The sequence below is a fragment of the Streptomyces sp. NPDC001381 genome, from assembly GCF_042895685.1.
Taxonomy (GTDB): domain Bacteria; phylum Actinomycetota; class Actinomycetes; order Streptomycetales; family Streptomycetaceae; genus Streptomyces.
This window is the reverse complement of the sequence record NZ_JBIAWO010000003.1, coordinates 114,424-133,791: the sequence shown is the minus strand read 5'-3', so window position 1 is coordinate 133,791 and position 19,368 is coordinate 114,424. Positions and strand designations below refer to the sequence as shown.

The following is a 19,368-nucleotide window of genomic DNA, read 5'->3' as shown; positions in this document are numbered from 1 at the left end:
CCCGCCGCCCACCTCGCCCGGAGACCTCCTGATGCCGCACCACCACATCCGCGTCCCCACCCCCTCCGCACCCCCGCTCCGAGGCCACCTCCCGTTCTCCGGCCCCTCCACCGACCCAACCGCCGCGAGCGCCCCCAGCGGGACCTCCACCAGGCGCCCCGCCGCGAGCACCCCCACCGCCCCCATCGAGGTGACAAGCCGCTGGCTCACCCGCGGCGGCCGGCCGTGGTTCCCGGTCTCGGGCGAGTTCCACTACTCCCGCTACCCGGCCCGGGAATGGGAGGAGGAACTGCTGAAGATGAAGGCGGGCGGCGTGACGGCCGTCGCCTCCTACCTCATCTGGATCCACCACGAGGAGACCCAAGGCCACATCCGCTTCGACGACAACCGCGACCTGCGCCGCTTCGCGCACCTCTGCGCCCGCCACGGCCTGGACTTCATCCCGCGCATCGGCCCCTGGTCCCACGCGGAGGTCCGCAACGGCGGCCTCCCCGACTGGGTACTGGCCCGCACCACCGCCCCGCGTACGGACGACCCCGCCTACCTGACGGCCGTACGACCGTGGTTCGAGGCGATCGCCGGGCAACTCACCGGCCTGGACCGGGCGTCCGGCGGCCCGATCATCGCGATCCAGATCGAGAACGAGCTCTACGACCGCCCCGGCCACCTCCTGACCCTGAAGCGCATGGCCCAGGAAGCCGGTCTCGGCGCGCCCCTGTGGACCTCGACGGCCTGGGGCGGGGTCCAGCTCCCCGGCGACGAACTGCTCCCGCTCTACGGCGGCTACACCGAGGCGTTCTGGACGGAGGCCGACGGCGGCTGGCCCGACACCTGCCGCAAGCACTTCTTCTTCACCCACCAGCGCGACGACGAGGGCATCGGCGCCGACCTGCGCCCGACGACCGTACGCGGCACGGACCCGGCGGGGTACGCCGACCGGTTTCCCTGGGTCACCTGCGAACTGGGCGGCGGCATGGCGGTCGCCTACCACCGCCGCCCGCACGTCGACGCCGCCGACATCGGTGCCCTCGGCCTCACCAAGATCGGCTGCGGCTCGGTCTGGCAGGGCTACTACATGTTCCACGGCGGCACGAACCCCCCGGGTGAGCGCACGACCCTCCAGGAATCCCACGCCACCGCCTACCCCAACGACCTCCCGGTCCTCACGTACGACTTCCAGGCCCCGCTCGGTGAGTACGGCCAGTACCGCCCGTCGTACGACGAACTCCGCCTGCAGCACCTGCTGCTGGCGGACTTCGGGGAGACGATCGCCCCCATGGAGTCCGCGCTGCCTGCGGACGGCCCGCACGGCCAGCACGACCACGACAGCCTCCGCTGGGCGGTCCGCACCGACGGCCGCTCCTCCGGCTTCCTCTTCGTCAACAACCACCAGCCGCACGAGCCGTTGCCGGACCACCCGGGGACGACGTTCGAGGTGGAGTTCCCCGAGGGCGAGCCGCTGAGCCTGCCCGCCACCCCCGTCACCGTCCCCTCCGGCGCCTACTTCTGCTGGCCCCTGCGCCTGGAGGTGGCCGGCCTCCGCCTGGACTGGGCCACGGCCCAGCCGATCTGCACGGTCACCGACGACGACGGCCGTACGGTACTGGTCCTGGCGGCGACGGACGGCATCGAGCCCGAACTCGCCCTGGACGCAAGGACGGTCGGCAGGATCACCGGACCCGGACCCGGACTGGGTCCCGGCCCCGTACCCGGACCCGGCCCCGTACGCGGAACCGTGCACCGGACCGCGGACCGCGTCCTGATCACCGGCCTGCGCCCCGGTACCGACGCCCTTGTCGAGACGGAGACGGCCGACGGCGCCCGGGTGGCCCTGCTGGTCCTGGACGCGAGGACCGCCCGCACGGCCTACCGGGGCGAGGCATGGGGTGCCCCCCGTCTCATCCTGTGCACGGACGGCGTGGTCTTCGACGAGACGCGCAACGAGGTACGCCTCCACACCCGCACCCCCGCCTCCCCCTCCACCCCGCCGGCCTCCTTCGCGGTCCTGCCCGCCCCGCAGCACCCCCCGACCGTCTCCGGGGCCACGCTGCACCAGACCAGGGACGGAGCCCTGACCCGCTACACCTTCGTCCCGAACCCGAACCCGAACCCGAACCTGAACCCGAACCCGAACCCGGACCCGAACCCGGACCCGAACCCGAACCCGAACCTGAACCCGGACCCGATCCAGACCCCGATCCCGAACCAGACCCCGGACGCGGGCCGGAACCCGTCCTCCGAAACCACCCCACCCCTCGAAACGAGCACACCCCCCGAAGCCACCTTCCTCCCCGACCCCTCCCTCACTCTCCTCCGCCCGCCGGGCCCGCCACCCTCACCCCAGACCGGTGTCCTGGGCCGCGCGAGCGCCCCGGCCGACGAGCACTACGACGCCGTAGCGGCGGTGTACCGGGTGGACATCCCGCGCGAGCTCCCCGAGGGCACCCTGCTGCGCCTGCACTGGACGGGTGACGTGGCGCGTGCGTACGTGGGGGAGCGGCTGGTGGCCGACCAGTTCTTCGCCGGCCGCCCGTGGGACCTGGCCCCGGACCGGCTGCCGCCCGCGGAGCCCGTGTTCCTGAAGCTGCTGCCGCCGGCCGCGGGGGCGAAGGTGTACGCGCCGGGGGAGGCCCCGGTGGGCGTGGCGGAGGTGCGGCGCGCGGAGTGGGTGACGCGCCGCCGCTGGACGCTCCGACAGACCTGACCCGGGTCCGTCCACCCCGCCCGGCCTATCCTGTGGGTCAGCCGGGCGGGGCAGGCCCGGCGGATCCGCGGCCGTCACCCGGCACGCCCGCGGAGCAGCCCAGGCCGAAGGAAGCAGAGCACCCACCATGACGCCAAGCGCCGCCGACGGCCCGGCGACCAGGGGACGCAGCCGCCGCAACTTCGCCGGCGCGCGCCCCGTGATGGACGACGTGGCGAAACTGGCCGGTGTGTCCAAGCAGACGGTCTCGCGGGTGCTCAACGACAACCCGGCCGTACGCGCCGAGACCCGCGAGGCCGTGCGGGCGGCGATGCGCACCCTCGGTTACCGCCCCAGCCGCAGCGCCCGTTCGCTGGCCAGCGGCCGCACCCGCATGCTCGGCGTGATCTCCTTCGACGCCGCCCGCTACGGCCCCGCCTCCACCCTGACCGCGATCAACACGGCCGCGCAGGAGGCCGGTTACCTGGTGAGCTCGATCGCGCTGGACACGGCCGACAAGGCAACCGTGGTGCAGGCCGCGGACCGTCTCTCGGCGGAGGGCGCGGACGGCGTGATCGCGATCGCCCCCCAGCTGTGGGTGGCCCGAGCCCTGGCCGAGGCCCGCCTGGACACTCCTCTGGTGGTCATGGACAACGACCTGGGCGACGGCACCCCCATGGTCACCTCGGACGCCCGCACCGGCGCCCGCAAGGCCACCGAGCACCTGCTCGCGCTCGGCCACCCGACCGTCCGGCACGTGGCGGGCCCGACGGGCTGGACGTCGGCCGACCGCCGGGCGGACAGCTGGCGGGACACCCTGAAGGCGGCCGGCGCCGAGATCCACCCGCCCCTCATCGGCGACTGGAGCGCCGACTCCGGCTACGACCTGGGCCGCGAACTCGCCAGGGACCCGTCCGTCACCGCGATCTTCGTCTCGAACGACCAGATGGCCCTGGGCGTCCTGCGCGCCCTCCACGAGGCCGGCCGCCGCGTTCCCGAGGACGTCAGCGTGGTCGGCTACGACGACATCCCCGAGGCCGCCCACTTCCTCCCCCCGCTCACCACCATCCGCACGGACTTCACGGACATCGGCACCATCTCGCTGCGCATCCTCCTGACCCGCATCGACGCCTCCACCGCCCCGGACACCGCGGTGCCCCCTCTGACCCTCGTCCCCGTGGAACTGCGCGCCCGCGCCAGCACCCGCCGCGTCCCCGTCTGACGAGCGCGGCATCGTACGGAACCGCGAACGCCACGTCCGATGTCGTGTCAGATCGTGCACACAGCCAACCCGAGATCCGACTCCTGTCTCCCCTGGGCGGGCTCCGCGGTGTTCGGAGCCGCCACGGGCTACGCCGTCTGGTCGCTGACCGTCTGGGCACGCGCGTACTGCGACGCGGGCTACGACGCCGGCGGACGTCTCGAACTCAACGTCCTGCTCCCCCTGGTGGTGGGGGCCGAGGCGCTCCTCGCCCTCGCGGCGCTGGCCCTCGCCCGCCGCCTGTCCCGGCACGCGCCGACGGCGATCCGCGCCACACTCCCGACCCTCCTGGTCGTCGCCGTGACGATCGGGCCCGCATGGTGGCTCTTCGCCACCCGGGGAACCCTGGCCGGCTACCCCGGCGACTCCGGCCTCTGCCCCGTGAGCAACGTCCCCCCGCAGTGGCCCGACTGGATCCCCGTCTGATCCCTCGACGAGCTCGGCGATTCCAACGGCACCACGGACCTCGTCGGCCCCCTCACCACGCACGAAGCCCCCGGCCCACCACCGACTCGGCCGGGGGCGGCCAGAACAGACCTCCCCGGCGCCGCCGGTCCGCCCGCGCACCGGCCCCGGGAAGGCGGGCGGCCGACCGCCGACGGGACCGACCCAGCCGCCGAACCAGCCCGGCAGACCGCCGCCGAACCGGCCCGGCAGACCGCCGCCGAACCGGCCCGGCAGACCGCCGCCGAACCGGCCCGGCCGACTGCCGACGGGATCGACCCAGCCGCCGAAACCGGCCCGGCACATGGCCGAACTCACCCCCGGCGCAAGCGCGGTCTGCTGGGCCGTGCCGCACTTCCGCAGCGGCACCTCCGAACGGCGTACCCGGCATGCACGCCCGAGTCGCCCTTGGTGCAGGGCGTCCTTATGGTCGTGTCACAGCCAGATTGTCCCAGGCCTGCCGTGACGTGCGGAGGAGACGCGATGCACACCGGTCCCTCCCCGCACCCCGGCGATCCCGGCGAACCCGGCGATCCCGACGCCCGGAGCGGGACCGACACCACCCGTCCGGGACCGCTGGGCCGCCTCGGTGCGTGGGCCGCGACCCACTTCAGGCTGGTGGTGCTGGTGTGGGCCGTGGTGGTGATCGGGCTGGGTGCCTTCGCCCCGCAGGTCAACGCCGCGCTGTCCGGGGCCGGATGGCAGGCCGACGGCTCGGAGTCGGTCACCGTCCGGGAGATCGCCCAGAAGCACTTCGGCGGCAACGCCTCGTCCGCCCTGCAGGTGGTGGTCGCCGCGGACCGGCCCGTCACCGACCCGTCCGTCCAGAAGGTCATCGACCGGGCCACCGCCGTCCTCGAGGACGACGACCGCATCGACACGGTGATCCCGCCGCGGCCCGGCGCCACCATCAGCGCCGACGGGCGCACCGCCATCGTGCTCGGCGGCGCGGGAGCGGACACCAATGACATGGTCGAGGTCGCCGACGACCTGAAGGAGCGGCTGACCGATCTGTCCGGCGACGGTGTCACCGTGCACGCCACCGGCTCCTCGGTCCTGTGGAGCGACTTCAACATCGCCAACCACGACGCGATGATCCGCTCGGAGGTGCTGTCCTGGCCGGTGACGCTGGCCATCATGGTCCTGGCCTTCGGCTCGTTGGTCGCCGCCGGACTGCCGCTGCTGCTGACCCTGGCCGGACTGGTCGCCTCCGCCGGCACGCTGGTGCTGCTCACCGAGCTGACGCCGATCTCGATCTGGGCGATGAACTTCGCGCTGATGTTCGCCCTGGCCCTGGGCATCGATTACGCGCTCTTCCTGGTGATGCGCTTCCGCGGCGCCCGAGCCCGCGCGCACACCGTCGTGCAGGCCGTCACCGAGACCATGGACACCGCGGGCAAGGCCGTGCTGCTCTCCGGCGTCACCATGCTGGTCAGCCTCTCGGCGGTCATGCTCGTGCCGTCCCCGGCCTTCCGCTCCGTGACGGGCGGCATCATGCTCGCCGTCCTGTTCGTCCTGGCCGCCACACTCACCCTCCTGCCCGCCGTACTGGGCAGGCTGGGGCGGCGGGTCGACGCGGTCGCCCTGCCCTGGGCCCGCGTCGGAGAGCACCGCTCGCCCCGCTTCGCCGCGTGGGGTGAACGTCTGTGGCGCCGCCCCGTCCTGTACGGCGCCGCGGCGCTCGCCGTCCTGGTCGCCCTGGCCGTTCCCGTGATCGGACTGCGTACGGCGATGCCCTCCATCATCGTGCTGCCCGAGGACGCCTCCGCCCGTGTCGCCTACGGACTCGTACAGGACGCCTTCGGCCCCGGAGCCCCCGGCGCCCTGCAGATCGTCACCCCCACCGGACAGGCCGCCGCCGTCACCGCCGAGGTGCAGGACACCCGGGGCATCGCCGGCGTGCTGCCCGCCCAGCAGGCCGCCGACGGCTCGGGCTGGTCCCTGATCCAGGCCGTCCCCGACGTCGACCCCTCCGATCCCGCCCTGGGCGCCACCGTCAACCGGCTCCGTGCCGAACTGCCCGACGACGCCCTGGTCGGCGGCGCCGCCGCCGACAACCTCGACCTCCAGCGGCTGCTGACCGACAGGACCCCCCTGGTCATCGGCGTCGTCCTCGTCCTGGGACTGGTCCTGCTGCTGGTGGCACTCCAGGCTCCGCTGATCGCCGCCCTCGGGGTGCTCACCAGCCTGCTGTCCACGGGCGCCGCGTTCGGCGCGGGCCGCCTGATCTTCCAGGAGGGCCACGGAGCGGACCTGCTCGGATTCACCTCGCAGGGCTTCCTCGACGGCTGGGCCCCGGTGTTCTTCTTCGCGATGATCTTCGCCATCGCCATGGACTACACCGTCTTCCTGCTCTCCTCGGCCAAGGAACACTACGAACGCAGCGGTGACCCCCGCGAGGCACTCGTCGGCTCCCTGGCCCACTCCGGCCGGGTCATCTTCGCGGCCGCCGCCGTCATGGTCGCCGTGTTCTTCACCTTCGCCCTCTCCGGCCCCCTGCCACCCAAGGAGATGGGCATCATCCTCGGCATCGCCGTCCTGCTCGACGCCCTGCTGGTCCGCCTGGTGCTGCTGCCGGCCCTGCTGCGCCTGACCGGACACGCCGCCTGGTGGAGCCCGGCATGGCTGCGCCGCGTGCTGCCCGACGTCCGCTTCTCCCACGACTGAGGCCCACCGCCACCCGCGTCGACGGGAACCAAGGCATCTCCTCGCCGTCCACCGGAGTAGCCCCTCGGTCCGCAAGGAGTGCACCGACCCGGGGGAGACCGAATGCGGGAGTCGACCCCACGGAGGTCGCCGTGCGGGCCGGCAACCGCATCGAGGTCCTGCGCCTGCCGCCTGCTGCGACGGTCCGCACAGTCCGCTGTCGTCCACCGCCGCCCGCCGCCCGCCGCCCGCCGCCCGCCGCCCGCCGCCCGCCGCCCGCCGCCCGCCGCCTGCGTCGGCGTTGTCACGCAGTCGGCCAAGGCCTCACGGGTTCCAGCCGCAACCGCCGGGTCGGCCAGGGCGGTGGCTCGGCCGGACCGAACCAGACGCGGACGTCGTCTCCGGCACGGACGGGCAGGAGGGGGTAGTCGTTCTCAGCGTGCTCGGTGCGGTGCAGCGCGTGGCCCGGACCCAGATGCCGGGCGGCATAAGCGTCGAAGGCGGCGGCGTCGGCGGGGTGGCAGACGGTTGCGAGCACTTCACGGGCGCCGCGCGGAGGGGTGAAGCCCGGCCCGCGCAGCAGCAGGACGTCGTCGCTGTCGACCATGGTGGCGTTGGCCGCGTCGCGGTGCTTCCGCCAGACCGGACCGGTGTAGAACGCCTCCAACGCACGCCGGCGGTGCGCCATGTCGGGGAACGAGCGCAGCCAGACGAAGCGGTCCGGGTCGTCCAGGTCACGGAAGCGGCCGCCGACGGTGATGCCGACCGCCCGCTGACCGATCACGAACTCCCGCTCGAAGAGCTCGATCAGCGTCTCCCGGGTGCCGGGGTGCAGGCTGTACTGCCGGAGTTCGACGACGCTCATGCGCCGGCCTGCCCGGTGCGGGTGAGGTGCATGGTCCAGTTGAGCTCCCATGTGCGGCCTTCGTCCGCGGAGAACTCCTGCTCCCAGCGGGCGGTGTCCGGGCCGAGGCGGTACCAGGTGAAGTGCACGCGGATCGGGCGGCCGCCATGGATGTCCTGGCCGTGGAAGTCACCGCGGTCGCCGGTGAAGGCGCCGACCACCGGGGGATCCAGCCGGCCTGTCCGGCTGTCGGACCAGTAGATCGACCACTGCTTCGTCTCGTGGTCGAAGAGCCGCAGGGTCACGCCCTGACGGCCGAGGGTGGGGAAGGTGACCTCGTCGATGTTGCCCGCGCCCCCGAACAGCGGCCGGATCACCGAGTGGCCGGGAAACTCCACCCAGGTGTCGGGGCCCGAGGAGAGCGGTGTGGTGAGACGGCGATTGGCCACGTCCCAGAAGCCGTGCAGGAAGTCGAAGTCGTTCATGCGCCGCAGGCTAGGGGCGCTCCACTGACATCTCCTGTCAGTGGATACTGGGCGCCATGCGCGCCAGCCGACTGGTCACCCTGCTTCTGCTGCTCCAGAACCGGGGCCGGATGACGGCCTGCCGGCTGGCCGAGGAACTGGAGGTCTCCGTCCGTACGGTCTACCGGGACGTAGAGGCGCTCGCCGCCGCGGGGATCCCGCTGTACGGTCAGGCCGGACACGCGGGCGGCTACCAGCTGGTCGACGGCTATCGGACCCGGCTCACCGGACTGACCGCGGACGAGGCCCAGGCCGCGTTCCTGACGGCGCTCCCGGGCGCCGCCGCCCAGCTCGGCTTCGGCGACGCGCTCACCACCGCCCAGCTCAAACTGCGGGCCGCCCTGCCGGCGGAGCTGCGTGAGCAGGCCGAGCGGATCCGGACGAGCTTCCTGCTCGACGCCCCCGGCTGGTACGGCGAGGTCGACCGCGCGCCTCACCTGCCGGCGGTCGCCACCGCGATGTGGGCGCGGCGGGCGGTGGTCCTGCGATACCTGCGCTGGCGGGCACCTGAGGAGATCGAGCGGCGGGTGGAGCCGTACGGACTCGTACTCAAGGCCGGCCGCTGGTACCTGGTCGCCGGCGGGCCGTCCGGGATCCGCACCTACCGGGTCGACCAGATCCTCGAAGTCCACACGCTGGACGAGGAGTTCGTCATCCCGGACGGATTCGACCTGGCCGCCCACTGGAGCGGCTACCTGGTCGACTTCCGGTCCCGGCTGCACACCGGGGAGGCCCTGGTACGTCTCACCCCGGAGGGCGCCCGCCGCCTCGGTGTGACACCCGCGGGTGACGGATGGACCCAGACCCGGGTGCCCATCGAATCGATCGACCAGGCCCACCAGGAGTTTCTACGGCTCGGCACCGACGTCGAGGTCATGGCACCGGCCGAACTCCGCGACCGCATCGCCGAGACGGTACGAACGCTCGCCACCCGCTACGAAGGGCGACCCCGGACAGAGGTTTCCCCGGACCTGGCCACCGGCCACCCACACCCGGGCAACGCCCCCGACAGCCGCACACGCGTGGAGGACCCGCCATGAGTCTTCACCTGAGATGTGCAGCCTGCCGGGGACGACAAGAGTCCGGACAAGTCGCACCGATCCAGGTGACCCGCACTCTCACGCCTTTGATCCCATGCCAGACGGTCACGCTCACCAGGTGAGAAGCTCATCCTGTCGACGACGGACTGATCGCGAGTTCCGCTGACCCCGCGCCGCCCAAGGACGGCCCGGACGCACGTTGCACCGGACCGTCACCAGGAGTCACTCATGCGGCCGCAGCCGGCACTTTGACCACTCACAGGCGTGTTCAGCACCCCAGCCCCTTTCACGCCCCCGATGACGTAGACGTTCTGCGCGTGACCGGGGAGAGTCACTGCGGCAAGCGGCGGAGGGACAAAGAGGTTCTGGCCGTTAAAGATCAGTGAATCTCACGGCCTCGCGGAGCGAAGCGGCTGCACCGTCCAGGTCGGCCAACCGGGCCGCGAGTGTTGCTTCGGCAAGACGCGGTGGGAGGGCTGCATTGAACTTCAGTCCGGCCAGCGCACGGGGGTCCACCGCCGGGAGGCACAGGTGGCGGACGGCGTCCGCGGTTGCCTTCTTCCATTCTTGGGACGTGATGTCCTCGCGCAGCCGCACGTAGGTGTCGGTGGGGCGCTGAAGCGGATCGGCGATGGTGGAGAGGGTGGCGGCCAGGGTGGCGTTGGTGCGATAGCCGGCCCAGGTCCACCACCGCACATTCGTGTCGCGGCCTCCCCGCATGATGACGGTGCCGTCGCGGTACACGAACTCGGCGCTCTCGTCGCGCACGCGAACGAGGGCACTTTCGGCACGGCGGGTGAGCCTGACCGGAGGGGTCGCGCCGAGCAGGATGTCGCGGGCCGCCCGTGTCAGCTCGTACGACGAGGTACGGGTCAGGCCGACGCCTCCCCATCGAGCCCGCCCGCCACTTTCCACGGGCTCGACGAAGCAGCGGCGGCGCGACCAGTCGATGTACGTCACCTGCCAGCTGCGCCCGGCGAGCAGAAGTCGGCGAGGGCCGACGACCTCGTCCGTGAGCAGCACGGGATCTGTGGTGCCGATCTCGGTGCGGCCCGACAGTACAGTGAACTCGGGGGCGGCGGTGAAGACCGCGGTGAGATCCATGAAGTGCCGGTAGCCGAACCGCTTTTCGGCCTCTGGGCCGATGAACAACAGTTCGCCGTCCCGGTCCAGGTAGCCCTCCTCGACCAGGTGGCGCACGATCGGCTCGGCGGAAGGGCCGAACGGACCGAGGCCTCCCCACCACTCCTGCCACAGCCGGTCACCGACCCGGTGCTCCTGGAGGCAGAGCGCCAGCACCTGTTGCGCGGCGATGTGCCGGGGCTCCGCAGGAGCGATGACCGGCTCCACCCAGCCGCGCGACCAGAGCAGCAGAAGTGCCGCCGCGGACAGGAGGCCGGCGTCGTCGGTGGCGAGGAACAGGCAGTTGCGGCTGGATCCGGGCCGTCGACCGGTGCGGCCCAGCCGCTGCAGGAACGAGGCCACGGTGCTCGGCGCATCGATCTGGACGACCCGGTCGAGGTCGCCGACATCGATGCCCAGTTCCAGAGTGCTGGTGGAGACGATCACGCAGTCGCGAGCCTCCGCGAAGGCTTCCTCAGCCCGACGCCGCTCGTCTGCGGACAGCGACGCATGGGACAGGAATGTGGTCAGGCCCTTCGCCCGCAGTGCCGCGCCGAGTTCCTCGACCTGCTTGCGCGACTCGCAGAAGACCAGTCGCTTCTCGCCCCGGTGCAGTGCCGCGATCACTGTCGCCGCATTGGCCAAGGACCCCACATAGTCGAGCTGGACATCCCCGGTCGGGGGCAGTTTCTGTACCTTCTCCTTCAGGTGCGGGGCGACGACCTGTGCCGTGCGTCGCCCGGCCCTTGCTCCCTGCAACCAGGTGAGCAGCTCCTCCGGGTTACCCACGGTCGCGGACAGGCCGACCCTCTGCACCGGGCGCCCGGCCACCCGCTCCAGACGTTCCAGCACAGCCAGTAGATGCCACCCCCGGTCGTCGCCCGCGAAAGCGTGCACCTCGTCGACGACGATCGCCCGCAGCCCGGAGAAGAACGCCCGGTGGTCGACGTTGGCGCTGACCAGCATGGCCTCCAGGGACTCGGGAGTGGTCAGCAGCACATCCGGCCGTTCGCGCAGGATGCGCTTGCGGCGGGAGTGTGTGACATCGCCGTGCCAGAGCGCGGCTGTGCGCCCCAGCCAGGAGGTGTACGTCTCCAGCCGGGGCAGCAGGTTGTTGAGCAGCGCCTTCAGCGGACATACGTAGAGGACCGAGGTGCCGTCCCATTTCTCCTGCGCCATCCGTGACAGCAACGGGAAGCATGCGGCCTCGGTCTTCCCGCCTGCGGTGGGGGCGATCAGCACGGCGTCCGCCCCGTCCGTCAGAGGGGTGATCGACTCCTCCTGGAGGGTCCGCAGACGGGGCCAGCCCAGGGTGTTCACGACATGGTGGACCAGCCCCGGGTGAAGCAGGTCCATCGGGTCGGGCGCCACGTCGCTCACGGGAGGTCCAGTTCGACATCGTCGGCGCTGTCGACCGCCGCGGCGTTGCGCTCGACCTCGGTCAGCTCAGAGGCGTTCACCGTGAGCGCGTAGTGTTTGCGCGGATCGAAATCCTCGAACTGGTCCACACGGTCGAGGACGTCGCCGACGAGCTTCTTGAGGAACAGGCGAGGCGCTACCCCCACCTTGCCCCCCAGCGCCCCGCCGACGGCCTCGGCCAGGTCGGCGACATACGTGTCGTCTGCGATCTCCTTGACTCGCTCAGCTGCCGATGACCCGGATGCATACAGGTCCCGGATGGTCAGCCCTAGACCGATCAGTGACTCCAGGGTGAAGCCCGGAAGCCTGAGCTGCACGGCACGCGGGTTGTCGAAGCGCGGATCGGTGGTGAAGTCGGTGGCCAGCCGCTGGGCCAGCGGAGCCAGACGCTGCACGCCCTGTCGGCCGTCGTAGAACGCCGGCGTGCCGGTGATCAGCAGATAGAGACCGGGGAAGCGTCCGGAGTGCACCTCGTCGATGAGCTGGCGCAGCGCGTTCAGCGCCTTGTCACGGGCATCGGAGCGGACCCGCTGCAGGGTCTCCACCTCGTCCAGCACGACGAACAGGCCCGCGTGCCCGGAGTCGCGCAGCACGGTGAGCAGCCCCTGCAGGAACCCCAGGGCGCCGAAATGGTCGAGGTCGCCGCGCACCCCGGCCGACCTGCGGGCTGCCGCGGCCACGTGTGGTTGTCCGCCCAGCCACGCCATGACGGCCGAGGCGGTGGCCTCGTCGCCCGACTCGAGCGCCGTACGGTAACCCCGCAACGCCGTCGCGAACGACGGGGCGTGCCGGGACACCTCGGTGAGCCGGGCGGTCATCAGCCGTTCCACCTCTGCGGGCAAGTCTTCCTCGGACGCACCTGCGGCGAGGGCGTCCTCTTCAAGGGCGTAGAACCAGGCGTCCACGACCGGCCGGAGCGCGCTCGGCGGGAATCCCGGCGTGGCCAGCCGCTCGGTGAGGCGGCGGTAGACGGTCTCCAGCTTGTGCAGCGGGGTCTCGGTCTCCGAGACCTGGATCTCGGTGACGGCGAAGTTGCGCCGCTTGGCCCGCTCCCCGAGCCACCTCGCGAAGAAGGTCTTGCCTGACCCGTACTCGCCGCGTACGGCCTTGAACACCGATGCACCTGACGCCACGGCGTCGAGCTCGGCGTCCAGGGCACTCTGGAACCGGTCCAGGCCGGTGGCCAGCAGGTCGAGCCCGCTCTCCGGAACGGCCCCCCTGCGCAGCGCGTCGATCACGTCACGGCGCCGGGCGGCGCTGACGGGTCCGTTTCGGCCAGGGCTGTCTGTACTCACGCCGACAGTCTCCCATCGACCGGAGATCGGGTGGTGGCACAGCGAAGCGGACGGCCCCGGAGCAGGCGTACCCCGGCAGCGCAGACAGACCGTCGGCCGACCCGGGTGCTCGGTACCGGCGCATCATACCGGCACCCGTGAACGCCCTTGACTGCCGCCAACTGCATTGATGCAATGGCATGTTCACCGCTGTGAAGGGCGGTGACGCAGCGTTCGGTCCGAGACGGAAAGACACAGCGTGGCACTCGACAGTCTGAAACTCAGCGACGCCCTTGCGGACGTCGCATCCGGCGCCTTACAGCTCCCGGACTTCCAGCGTGAGTGGAAGTGGGACGACGAGCGCATCAGGGCGCTCATCGCGACCGTGACACTCGACTATCCGCTCGGGGTGGTGATGGCGCTGCAGACCAATGGCACCTCACTGTTCCGCACCCGGACACTCAAGGGCGCCGAGGACGCGGAGGGCCGGGTGCCCGACCTCCTGCTCCTCGACGGCCAGCAAAGGTTGACCTCCCTCTTCCAGGCCCTGCACCGGGATCGCCCGGTGGAGACGGTGGATGCTCGCGGCAAGGAGTTGAGGCGCTGGTACTACGTCGACATCGCCAAGGCCATCGGGCCACCGGCCGAACGCGACGAGGCCATCGTGTCCGTGCCTGAGGACAAGATCCTCAAGACTGGCTTCAACCGCAGGGACCTCATCGACCTGAGCACCGTCGAAGGTGAGTGCGCGGCCGGTTACTTCCCGCTCCACTTCGTGTTCGACACCGAGCGAGTGAATGCCTGGCACCAGGAGTACGTGAAGGTCGACGTCACGAACTGGGGGTATTGGGGCCAGTTCCAGATGCACGTGCTCAACCGCATGCAGTCGTTCCAGGTCCCGATGATCAAGCTCGCGGCCTCCACAACCATGGACGCGGTCTGTGCCGTGTTCGAGCGGGTGAACACCGGTGGTGTGCCGCTCAACGTTTTCGAGCTGCTGACGGCCACCTACGCGGGCAACCAGGAGTACGTGGCCGAGCACGGCGACTACTACAAGCTCCCCGACGTCTGGCTGGACATCAAGAAGGGGCTGACCGCGTCATACCCCGTGTTCGGGCGCATGGAGGCCGGCGTCGAGGACGGGCTCAGCAGCAGTGATTTCCTCCAGGCCGTGGCGCTCGTCCGAACCTGGGAGCGCAAGCGCCAGGAGCCGCGTGCCGCGGTCTCCTGCAAGCGCCGTGACCTGCTGGAACTGCCGCTCGCCGACTTCAGCCTGCTCGCCCCGCGGGTAGCGGAGGCCTTCGAGTGGGTGGGGTCTTTCCTGGAGCAGCAGTGCATCGTGCGCGCTCCCGACCTGCCGTACCGAACCCAGCTCGTACCGCTGGCCGCCGTACGGACGATTCTCGGCGAGGAGACCGAGACGGCGGCGGCCGACGAACTGCTCACTCAGTGGTACTGGTGCGGTGTGCTCGGCGAGATGTACGGCGGTTCGACGGAAAGCCGCTTCACCCGTGACGTGGAACAACTCGTCGAACGACTCCGGGGCAACACGGAACTGGTCCCCGACACCATCGCCGAGGCGGCCTTCCTGGACGACCGGCTGGACACCCTCAGCACACGCAACAGCGCTGCGTACAAGGGGGTTTACGCCCTTCTGGTCAAGCAGGGCGCGGTGGACTGGTACTTCACCGAAGCACCCCTGAACGCCGCTCGCCTGGCCGAGTACAGCGTTGAGGTGCGCCAGATCTTCCCGAAGGCGTGGATCGACAAGAACCACCGGGCCTACAGCAACAGGGCGAACTCGATCATCAACAAGACACCCCTGTCGCTGCGGGCCAGCAAAAGCATGACCGGATCACCCGCCGGCTACCTCAAGACGCTCGCGCTCGAATCGGGAATGCGCCCCGAGTGGTTCGACGACGTCATCGGCACCCACCTCATCGACCCCGCCGCGCTGCGCGCGGGAGATTTCGAGCAGTTCTACGAGAACAGATCCAAGCAGCTGCTGGAGCTGGTCATGTCGGCCATGGGCAAACGCACCGTCTTCCGCGACGCGAAGGCCGGGTGACGCGGCCATGCTCCGGACACCCTCCGACGAAGAACTGCTGGCGCTCAAGGGCCGGCGCATACCTCTCGTTGAGCTCCTGACCTGTTTCAACACCCGGTTCCGCAACGACCAGGCCATCCTGCACATCGAGCAGAAGCTGAAGGACGTCGGTCTCGCGACCCTGCCGTACTTCGCCACCTGCAGCAGCCAGTCCGAGATCCACATCGTTGCCCAGGGCTCCGCAGCGACGGGCGACGGGAACGACGCGGACGAGGAGCAGGAGGACGAGGCCGGGCTGCTGCCCGGTGCGCTGCCGCAGCAGCCCTTTCGCATCGGTGACCTTCCGAGTGCCCACGCCGGGGTCGACTCGGTCACCTCTGCCTCGGATCTCACCGAGGCGACCTACATCATGCACACGAAGAATTACTCCCAGGTCCCGGTCCTGGAGGACCAGTACACGGTGACGGGCGTCGTCACCTGGCGCTCGGTGGCCAAGATGTACGGCACAGGGGCGACCGTGGCGTTGGCCAACGCGATTGTGGAGGACCCGCCGGTCGCGCATGCCCACGACGACTTCTTCGCCATGCTCCCCAATGTCTGCGAGCACGGATATGTGCTGGTCAGAGCCAACAATGGGCGAATCAGCGGCATCGTCACGGCTACGGACATCACTCAGCGCTTCGACGCCACGGCGTGGCCGTTCTTCGTCGTGGGCGAGATCGAACTCCGGTTGCGTAAGTGCCTTGGCGCGAAGATGAGCGAGGACGCCATCCGTGGGGTCCAGCGGAATGACAAGAAAACAGGGAAAATCGCAGACCTCACATTCGGCCAGTACGTGATGCTGCTCGACGGCGACCAGCGGAACAAGCAGGGACAGCGGCTGGAAGCTAAGTGCGCTGCGGCGGACCAGAACTGGCAGACTCTCGGCTGGTCCGGGGTGAACCAGGTCCAGTTCGTGCACCAGCTCAACCGGGTGCGCAACATTCGCAACCAGATCGCGCACTTCGACGCGGAGCCGCTGTCGCCACAGCGGAGCGAGGAGTTGCGTCAGTTCGTGGGACTGCTGCGCCAGCTCACCTGACGAACGGTGAGCCGGTCCTGGGCGGTACCTCCAGGACCGGTTCACGGTCCTCGGCTCAGCTCAACTCGAACTGGTCCCGAAGCAGTCCGGTGTGCAGCCGCAAGGTCCGCCCGTCCGGAAGCGTCTCCAGTACCTGGACACCGTCGTGGTTGAGCAACTGCCGGAGCACGGCCGCGAAGCCGTCGGCCGGCCGGTTCGCGGGCAGCCCGACGCGCTGTGCCAGAGCGGTCATCGGCAGCGTGCCGCCGGCGTCCAGCAGGGCATGTACGGCCTTCTCCACCCGCGCGAGATCCGGTTTGCGGGCAAGCAACTGCACCTGTGCCGTGAAGACCTCGGACTGGAGGAGGGCATCGACCAGTGCATCACTTGGGGACACGGGAGCCGCGGAGAGCAAGGCTCCGCCCTCGGACTCCGCGGGGACGAGGGCCACATCGAACAGAGCCTCATGGCTCCTGGCGAGTTCCGCCTCGTTCTTGCTCCGCTTGGCGGGCTTCTTCGGTGCCGGTGCCGGAATTGCGGCTGCCTGAGCACGCGGCGGCTGCTCCTGTGCCTGCGGGGTCAGCGACCACCAGCTCGGCTGCTGGTTCCCCAGCTCCCGCCAGCCGCTCGGCGGCTTCGCACCGAAGGGCAGGAAAGCCAGTACCGGGATGGCGAACTCGGCCAGGGACGCGCCGCCGTGATAGCCGGCCTTGCGAGACGTGTAGCGGGTGTCGGCGTCCCAGAGGGCGACGATCTCGCTCTCCGGTGCCGGGTCGAGAACCCGGGGGCCCGTCAGCGCGATTTCCTGCTCGACGAGCGGACCTCCGGGGCCGCGGTGCCGCGCGGACCGCACATCCTCGGCGTCCACCCGCGCCGACCGTCGATCGACGACATGGCCGTGGTCGCTGGTGAGGATCACCGCCCGGCCCTGGTCCGCGGCAGCCCGAAGCAGCGCTCGCAGCCCTCCTATGTCGGACAGTCGCCAGGCACCGTCACCGAGTTTCTGTTCGGAGGCCAGCCGGTCGTCCACCGTGTTGAGGACCACCGCCACATGCGTACGGTCGCCGACGAGCGCCTCGTGCAGTTCGGGCCCGAACGGCTCACCACTGGTCTCGGCGCGCAGGTCGTCCTTGTGGAAGACCGCCACGTCCTCCCCGCCCCAGAAGCGGTGAGCGGGGAACAGCCTCTTCTCGTCGGCCTGCGTGCCCTTCATCAGCCGTGCTGCGAAGAGCGAGGTCCGCGACACAGAGGTGACCGTGGGGAGCGCGGCCGCCATCGCGCGGCGCCGCGGAGTGTCCTTCGCTCCGGGCAGCGGGTCGTACTCGGCCCAGTGGTCGCGCAGTTGCTCGCCGAGCTCGGCGGCGATCGCTGCGCTCATCCCGTCGAGCACGAGGAGCAGCACTCTGCGCTCTCCGGCCTTCACGACCGGGGCGACGACCTCGGGGAGGAACGTCTCCACGGCCGGCATCGAGCCGGGACCGCGGTCGGTCGCCGCCCGGGCGGCGAGCACCTGGGCGAAGTGCCGGTCGATCTCGCGTCGGCGGTCGCGCGCCGAGGCGCACAGAGCGTCGTACGCGGACCGGAGCGCCGGATCGGGATCGCCCCCGGACTCGATGTGCTCCAGCGCCAGGTCCACCCAGCCCGTCTCGGTGACGTGACGGGCGATGGCATCCGCCACCGTGCGGGTCTCTACCGGCGGGTCGGTCGCGAGCCAACGTGCCAGCCGCTGCGCCATGCGCGCCCGCTCGATACGGACGCTGTAGTCGGGATCCCGGGCGAGCCGGTGTCGGCTGAGGGCCTTCACCGCGGCTGTGATCCGTTCGGTGCCGCCGCTCGACAGTGCCTCGCCGACAGCGGTGAAGCGTGCTTCAAGTCCTGCCGCCAGTATGGGACTTGTCCCTGCCGCCCGTTCCGCCCCGAACTGGCGCGCAAGGGCGGCCGCCCGGTCGAGAACGAACCCGGTCAGCCGCCGGGCCTCCGCCGCCGTTTCGTCACTGTCCGACCGTCCCGTCAGCAGCAGGGCGGAGACGAACTCCTCGCAGGACCGTCCGAAGGCCGCAGCGAGGGCGTCCAGATGCTCACCCTCGGCGGGCGGCTCCTCTCCGAACCAGCGCTCGGCCCGCCCCCGGGCCCGGTAGTCCTCCGCGTCCGCCACGGCGTCGGCGGGCCCCCACAGCGCCGCGCAGACCAGCCCGAACGCGACGGCGTCCGGCCCGTGTTCGGCCGTCACGAGGGCGAGCAGGGCCTGTCCCGCGCGCCCGGCCTGCTCCTCTTCGCCGAGGAACTGTACGAGCCCGGCTCGCTCGGGCGCTCGCAGCGCCAGGAGCCGTTCCGGGCCGCCAGGTACGAGAGACCATCGCAGCAGGGTGTGGATGTCCAGTTCGTCACCGGCTCCCGCCGCGGAGCGGGAGATTTCGGCGTCCGGGTCGTAGCGGCCGATTCCCAGCCGGCGCAGGGCGAGCGAGGTCAGTGCCTCGCGCCGCGACAGGACACCGCCCGCCAGTTTCGGCCATCCGCCGTGCGGCGGAGCGGCGTCCAGGAGTGCCTCGGCAGCCCAGTTCTCCTCGAACAGCCGGTGGTCGGAGGCGCCGGCACCGAAAGCCTCCCGTACGACGTCCCAGGTGTCGACGGCGTTGACCCGCTGCCGGTGCACCTTGGCCAGCAGGTCGGGCCCGAGTTCCGCCTCCTCGCGGTCGGTGAGTATCACCAGCACGTCGGGCCCGGTGGCCGACGGCTTCTGGTGTACCAGGAGCAGCTCGTACACGCCGAGGGGAGAGGGCGCCGCCGCGACCGTGGCCCGCCGCTGCTCACCCCACGGCAGCTCGTCGGGGCCGTCCCAGGAGGGCGCGGCCCGCAGCAGCACGACCCTGCGCTTGTCCGGCTTGAGGCCGGGCTGCGACGCCAGGTACTGGGTGATGGTCGCGGCGTTGAGCCGTACCGCGCTGGTGGTGGTCACGGCCGCCGTACTCACTGTTGCCACACCCTCTCCGCCTGCTGCCTTCCG

The 19,368-nt window shown here is 70.9% G+C and carries 12 protein-coding genes; 7 read left to right on the top strand and 5 right to left on the bottom strand.

Annotated elements, in window-relative coordinates; all coding sequences use genetic code 11:
• The first annotated feature begins 31 nt into the window (after positions 1 to 31).
• The 4 genes from ACFY2L_RS14185 to ACFY2L_RS14170 all read left to right on the top strand — a co-directional run bounded on the left by ACFY2L_RS14185 (position 32) and on the right by ACFY2L_RS14170 (position 7,055).
• Positions 32 to 2,704, top strand: a complete 2,673-nt coding sequence (locus tag ACFY2L_RS14185; RefSeq protein ID WP_390822464.1) for a beta-galactosidase — start codon at positions 32 to 34, stop codon at positions 2,702 to 2,704.
• 127 nt (positions 2,705 to 2,831) lie between these two features.
• On the top strand, positions 2,832 to 3,905 hold the full coding sequence (locus tag ACFY2L_RS14180; protein WP_390822463.1) for a LacI family DNA-binding transcriptional regulator: 1,074 nt from the start codon (positions 2,832 to 2,834) through the stop codon (positions 3,903 to 3,905).
• 54 nt (positions 3,906 to 3,959) lie between these two features.
• Entirely contained in the window at positions 3,960 to 4,370 is a 411-nt protein-coding gene (locus tag ACFY2L_RS14175; protein ID WP_390822462.1) for a hypothetical protein, read from the top strand.
• 501 nt (positions 4,371 to 4,871) lie between these two features.
• A complete protein-coding gene (locus ACFY2L_RS14170) occupies positions 4,872 to 7,055 on the top strand; it encodes an MMPL family transporter (protein WP_390822461.1) in 2,184 nt (727 codons plus the stop codon).
• A gap of 283 nt (positions 7,056 to 7,338) precedes the next feature.
• On the opposite strand, the gene ACFY2L_RS14165 is transcribed toward ACFY2L_RS14170, so the two are convergent.
• Together ACFY2L_RS14165 and ACFY2L_RS14160 are read right to left on the bottom strand one after the other, a co-directional pair.
• Positions 7,339 to 7,899, bottom strand: a complete 561-nt coding sequence (locus tag ACFY2L_RS14165) for an NIPSNAP family protein (protein ID WP_390822460.1) — start codon at positions 7,897 to 7,899, stop codon at positions 7,339 to 7,341.
• Positions 7,896 to 8,363 (bottom strand): hypothetical protein, encoded by a 468-nt coding sequence (locus tag ACFY2L_RS14160; RefSeq protein ID WP_390661042.1) that lies wholly within the window; start codon positions 8,361 to 8,363, stop codon positions 7,896 to 7,898. Before ACFY2L_RS14160 ends, ACFY2L_RS14165 begins: the two co-directional genes overlap by 4 nt.
• A gap of 56 nt (positions 8,364 to 8,419) precedes the next feature.
• Here ACFY2L_RS14160 and ACFY2L_RS14155 point away from each other — a divergent pair, with 56 nt between their 5' ends.
• Entirely contained in the window at positions 8,420 to 9,442 is a 1,023-nt protein-coding gene (locus ACFY2L_RS14155; RefSeq protein WP_390822459.1) for a helix-turn-helix transcriptional regulator, read from the top strand.
• Positions 9,443 to 9,814: 372 nt separating this feature from the next.
• Here ACFY2L_RS14155 and ACFY2L_RS14150 read toward each other — a convergent pair whose 3' ends face one another.
• Positions 9,815 to 11,920 carry a DEAD/DEAH box helicase gene (locus tag ACFY2L_RS14150; RefSeq protein WP_390822812.1) on the bottom strand — a complete coding sequence of 702 codons (2,106 nt, stop codon included), beginning with the start codon at positions 11,918 to 11,920 and terminating at the stop codon, positions 9,815 to 9,817.
• 20 nt (positions 11,921 to 11,940) lie between these two features.
• Complete coding sequence (brxD, locus tag ACFY2L_RS14145; RefSeq protein WP_390822458.1) at positions 11,941 to 13,278, bottom strand: BREX system ATP-binding protein BrxD; 1,338 nt, start codon at positions 13,276 to 13,278, stop codon at positions 11,941 to 11,943.
• A 238-nt stretch (positions 13,279 to 13,516) separates the two neighbouring features.
• On the opposite strand from brxD, the gene ACFY2L_RS14140 reads away from it, so the two are divergent.
• A complete protein-coding gene (locus ACFY2L_RS14140) occupies positions 13,517 to 15,325 on the top strand; it encodes a DUF262 domain-containing protein (RefSeq protein WP_390822457.1) in 1,809 nt (602 codons plus the stop codon).
• A 7-nt stretch (positions 15,326 to 15,332) separates the two neighbouring features.
• The gene (locus ACFY2L_RS14135; protein WP_390822456.1) at positions 15,333 to 16,385 is read left to right on the top strand and encodes a CBS domain-containing protein; all 1,053 of its coding nucleotides are present in this window, start codon (positions 15,333 to 15,335) and stop codon (positions 16,383 to 16,385) included.
• Between the two features lie 55 nt (positions 16,386 to 16,440).
• Here ACFY2L_RS14135 and pglZ read toward each other — a convergent pair whose 3' ends face one another.
• Positions 16,441 to 19,335: a BREX-2 system phosphatase PglZ gene (pglZ, locus tag ACFY2L_RS14130; protein ID WP_390822811.1), complete on the bottom strand. Its 2,895-nt coding sequence runs from the start codon at positions 19,333 to 19,335 to the stop codon at positions 16,441 to 16,443.
• Positions 19,336 to 19,368 lie beyond the last annotated feature (33 nt).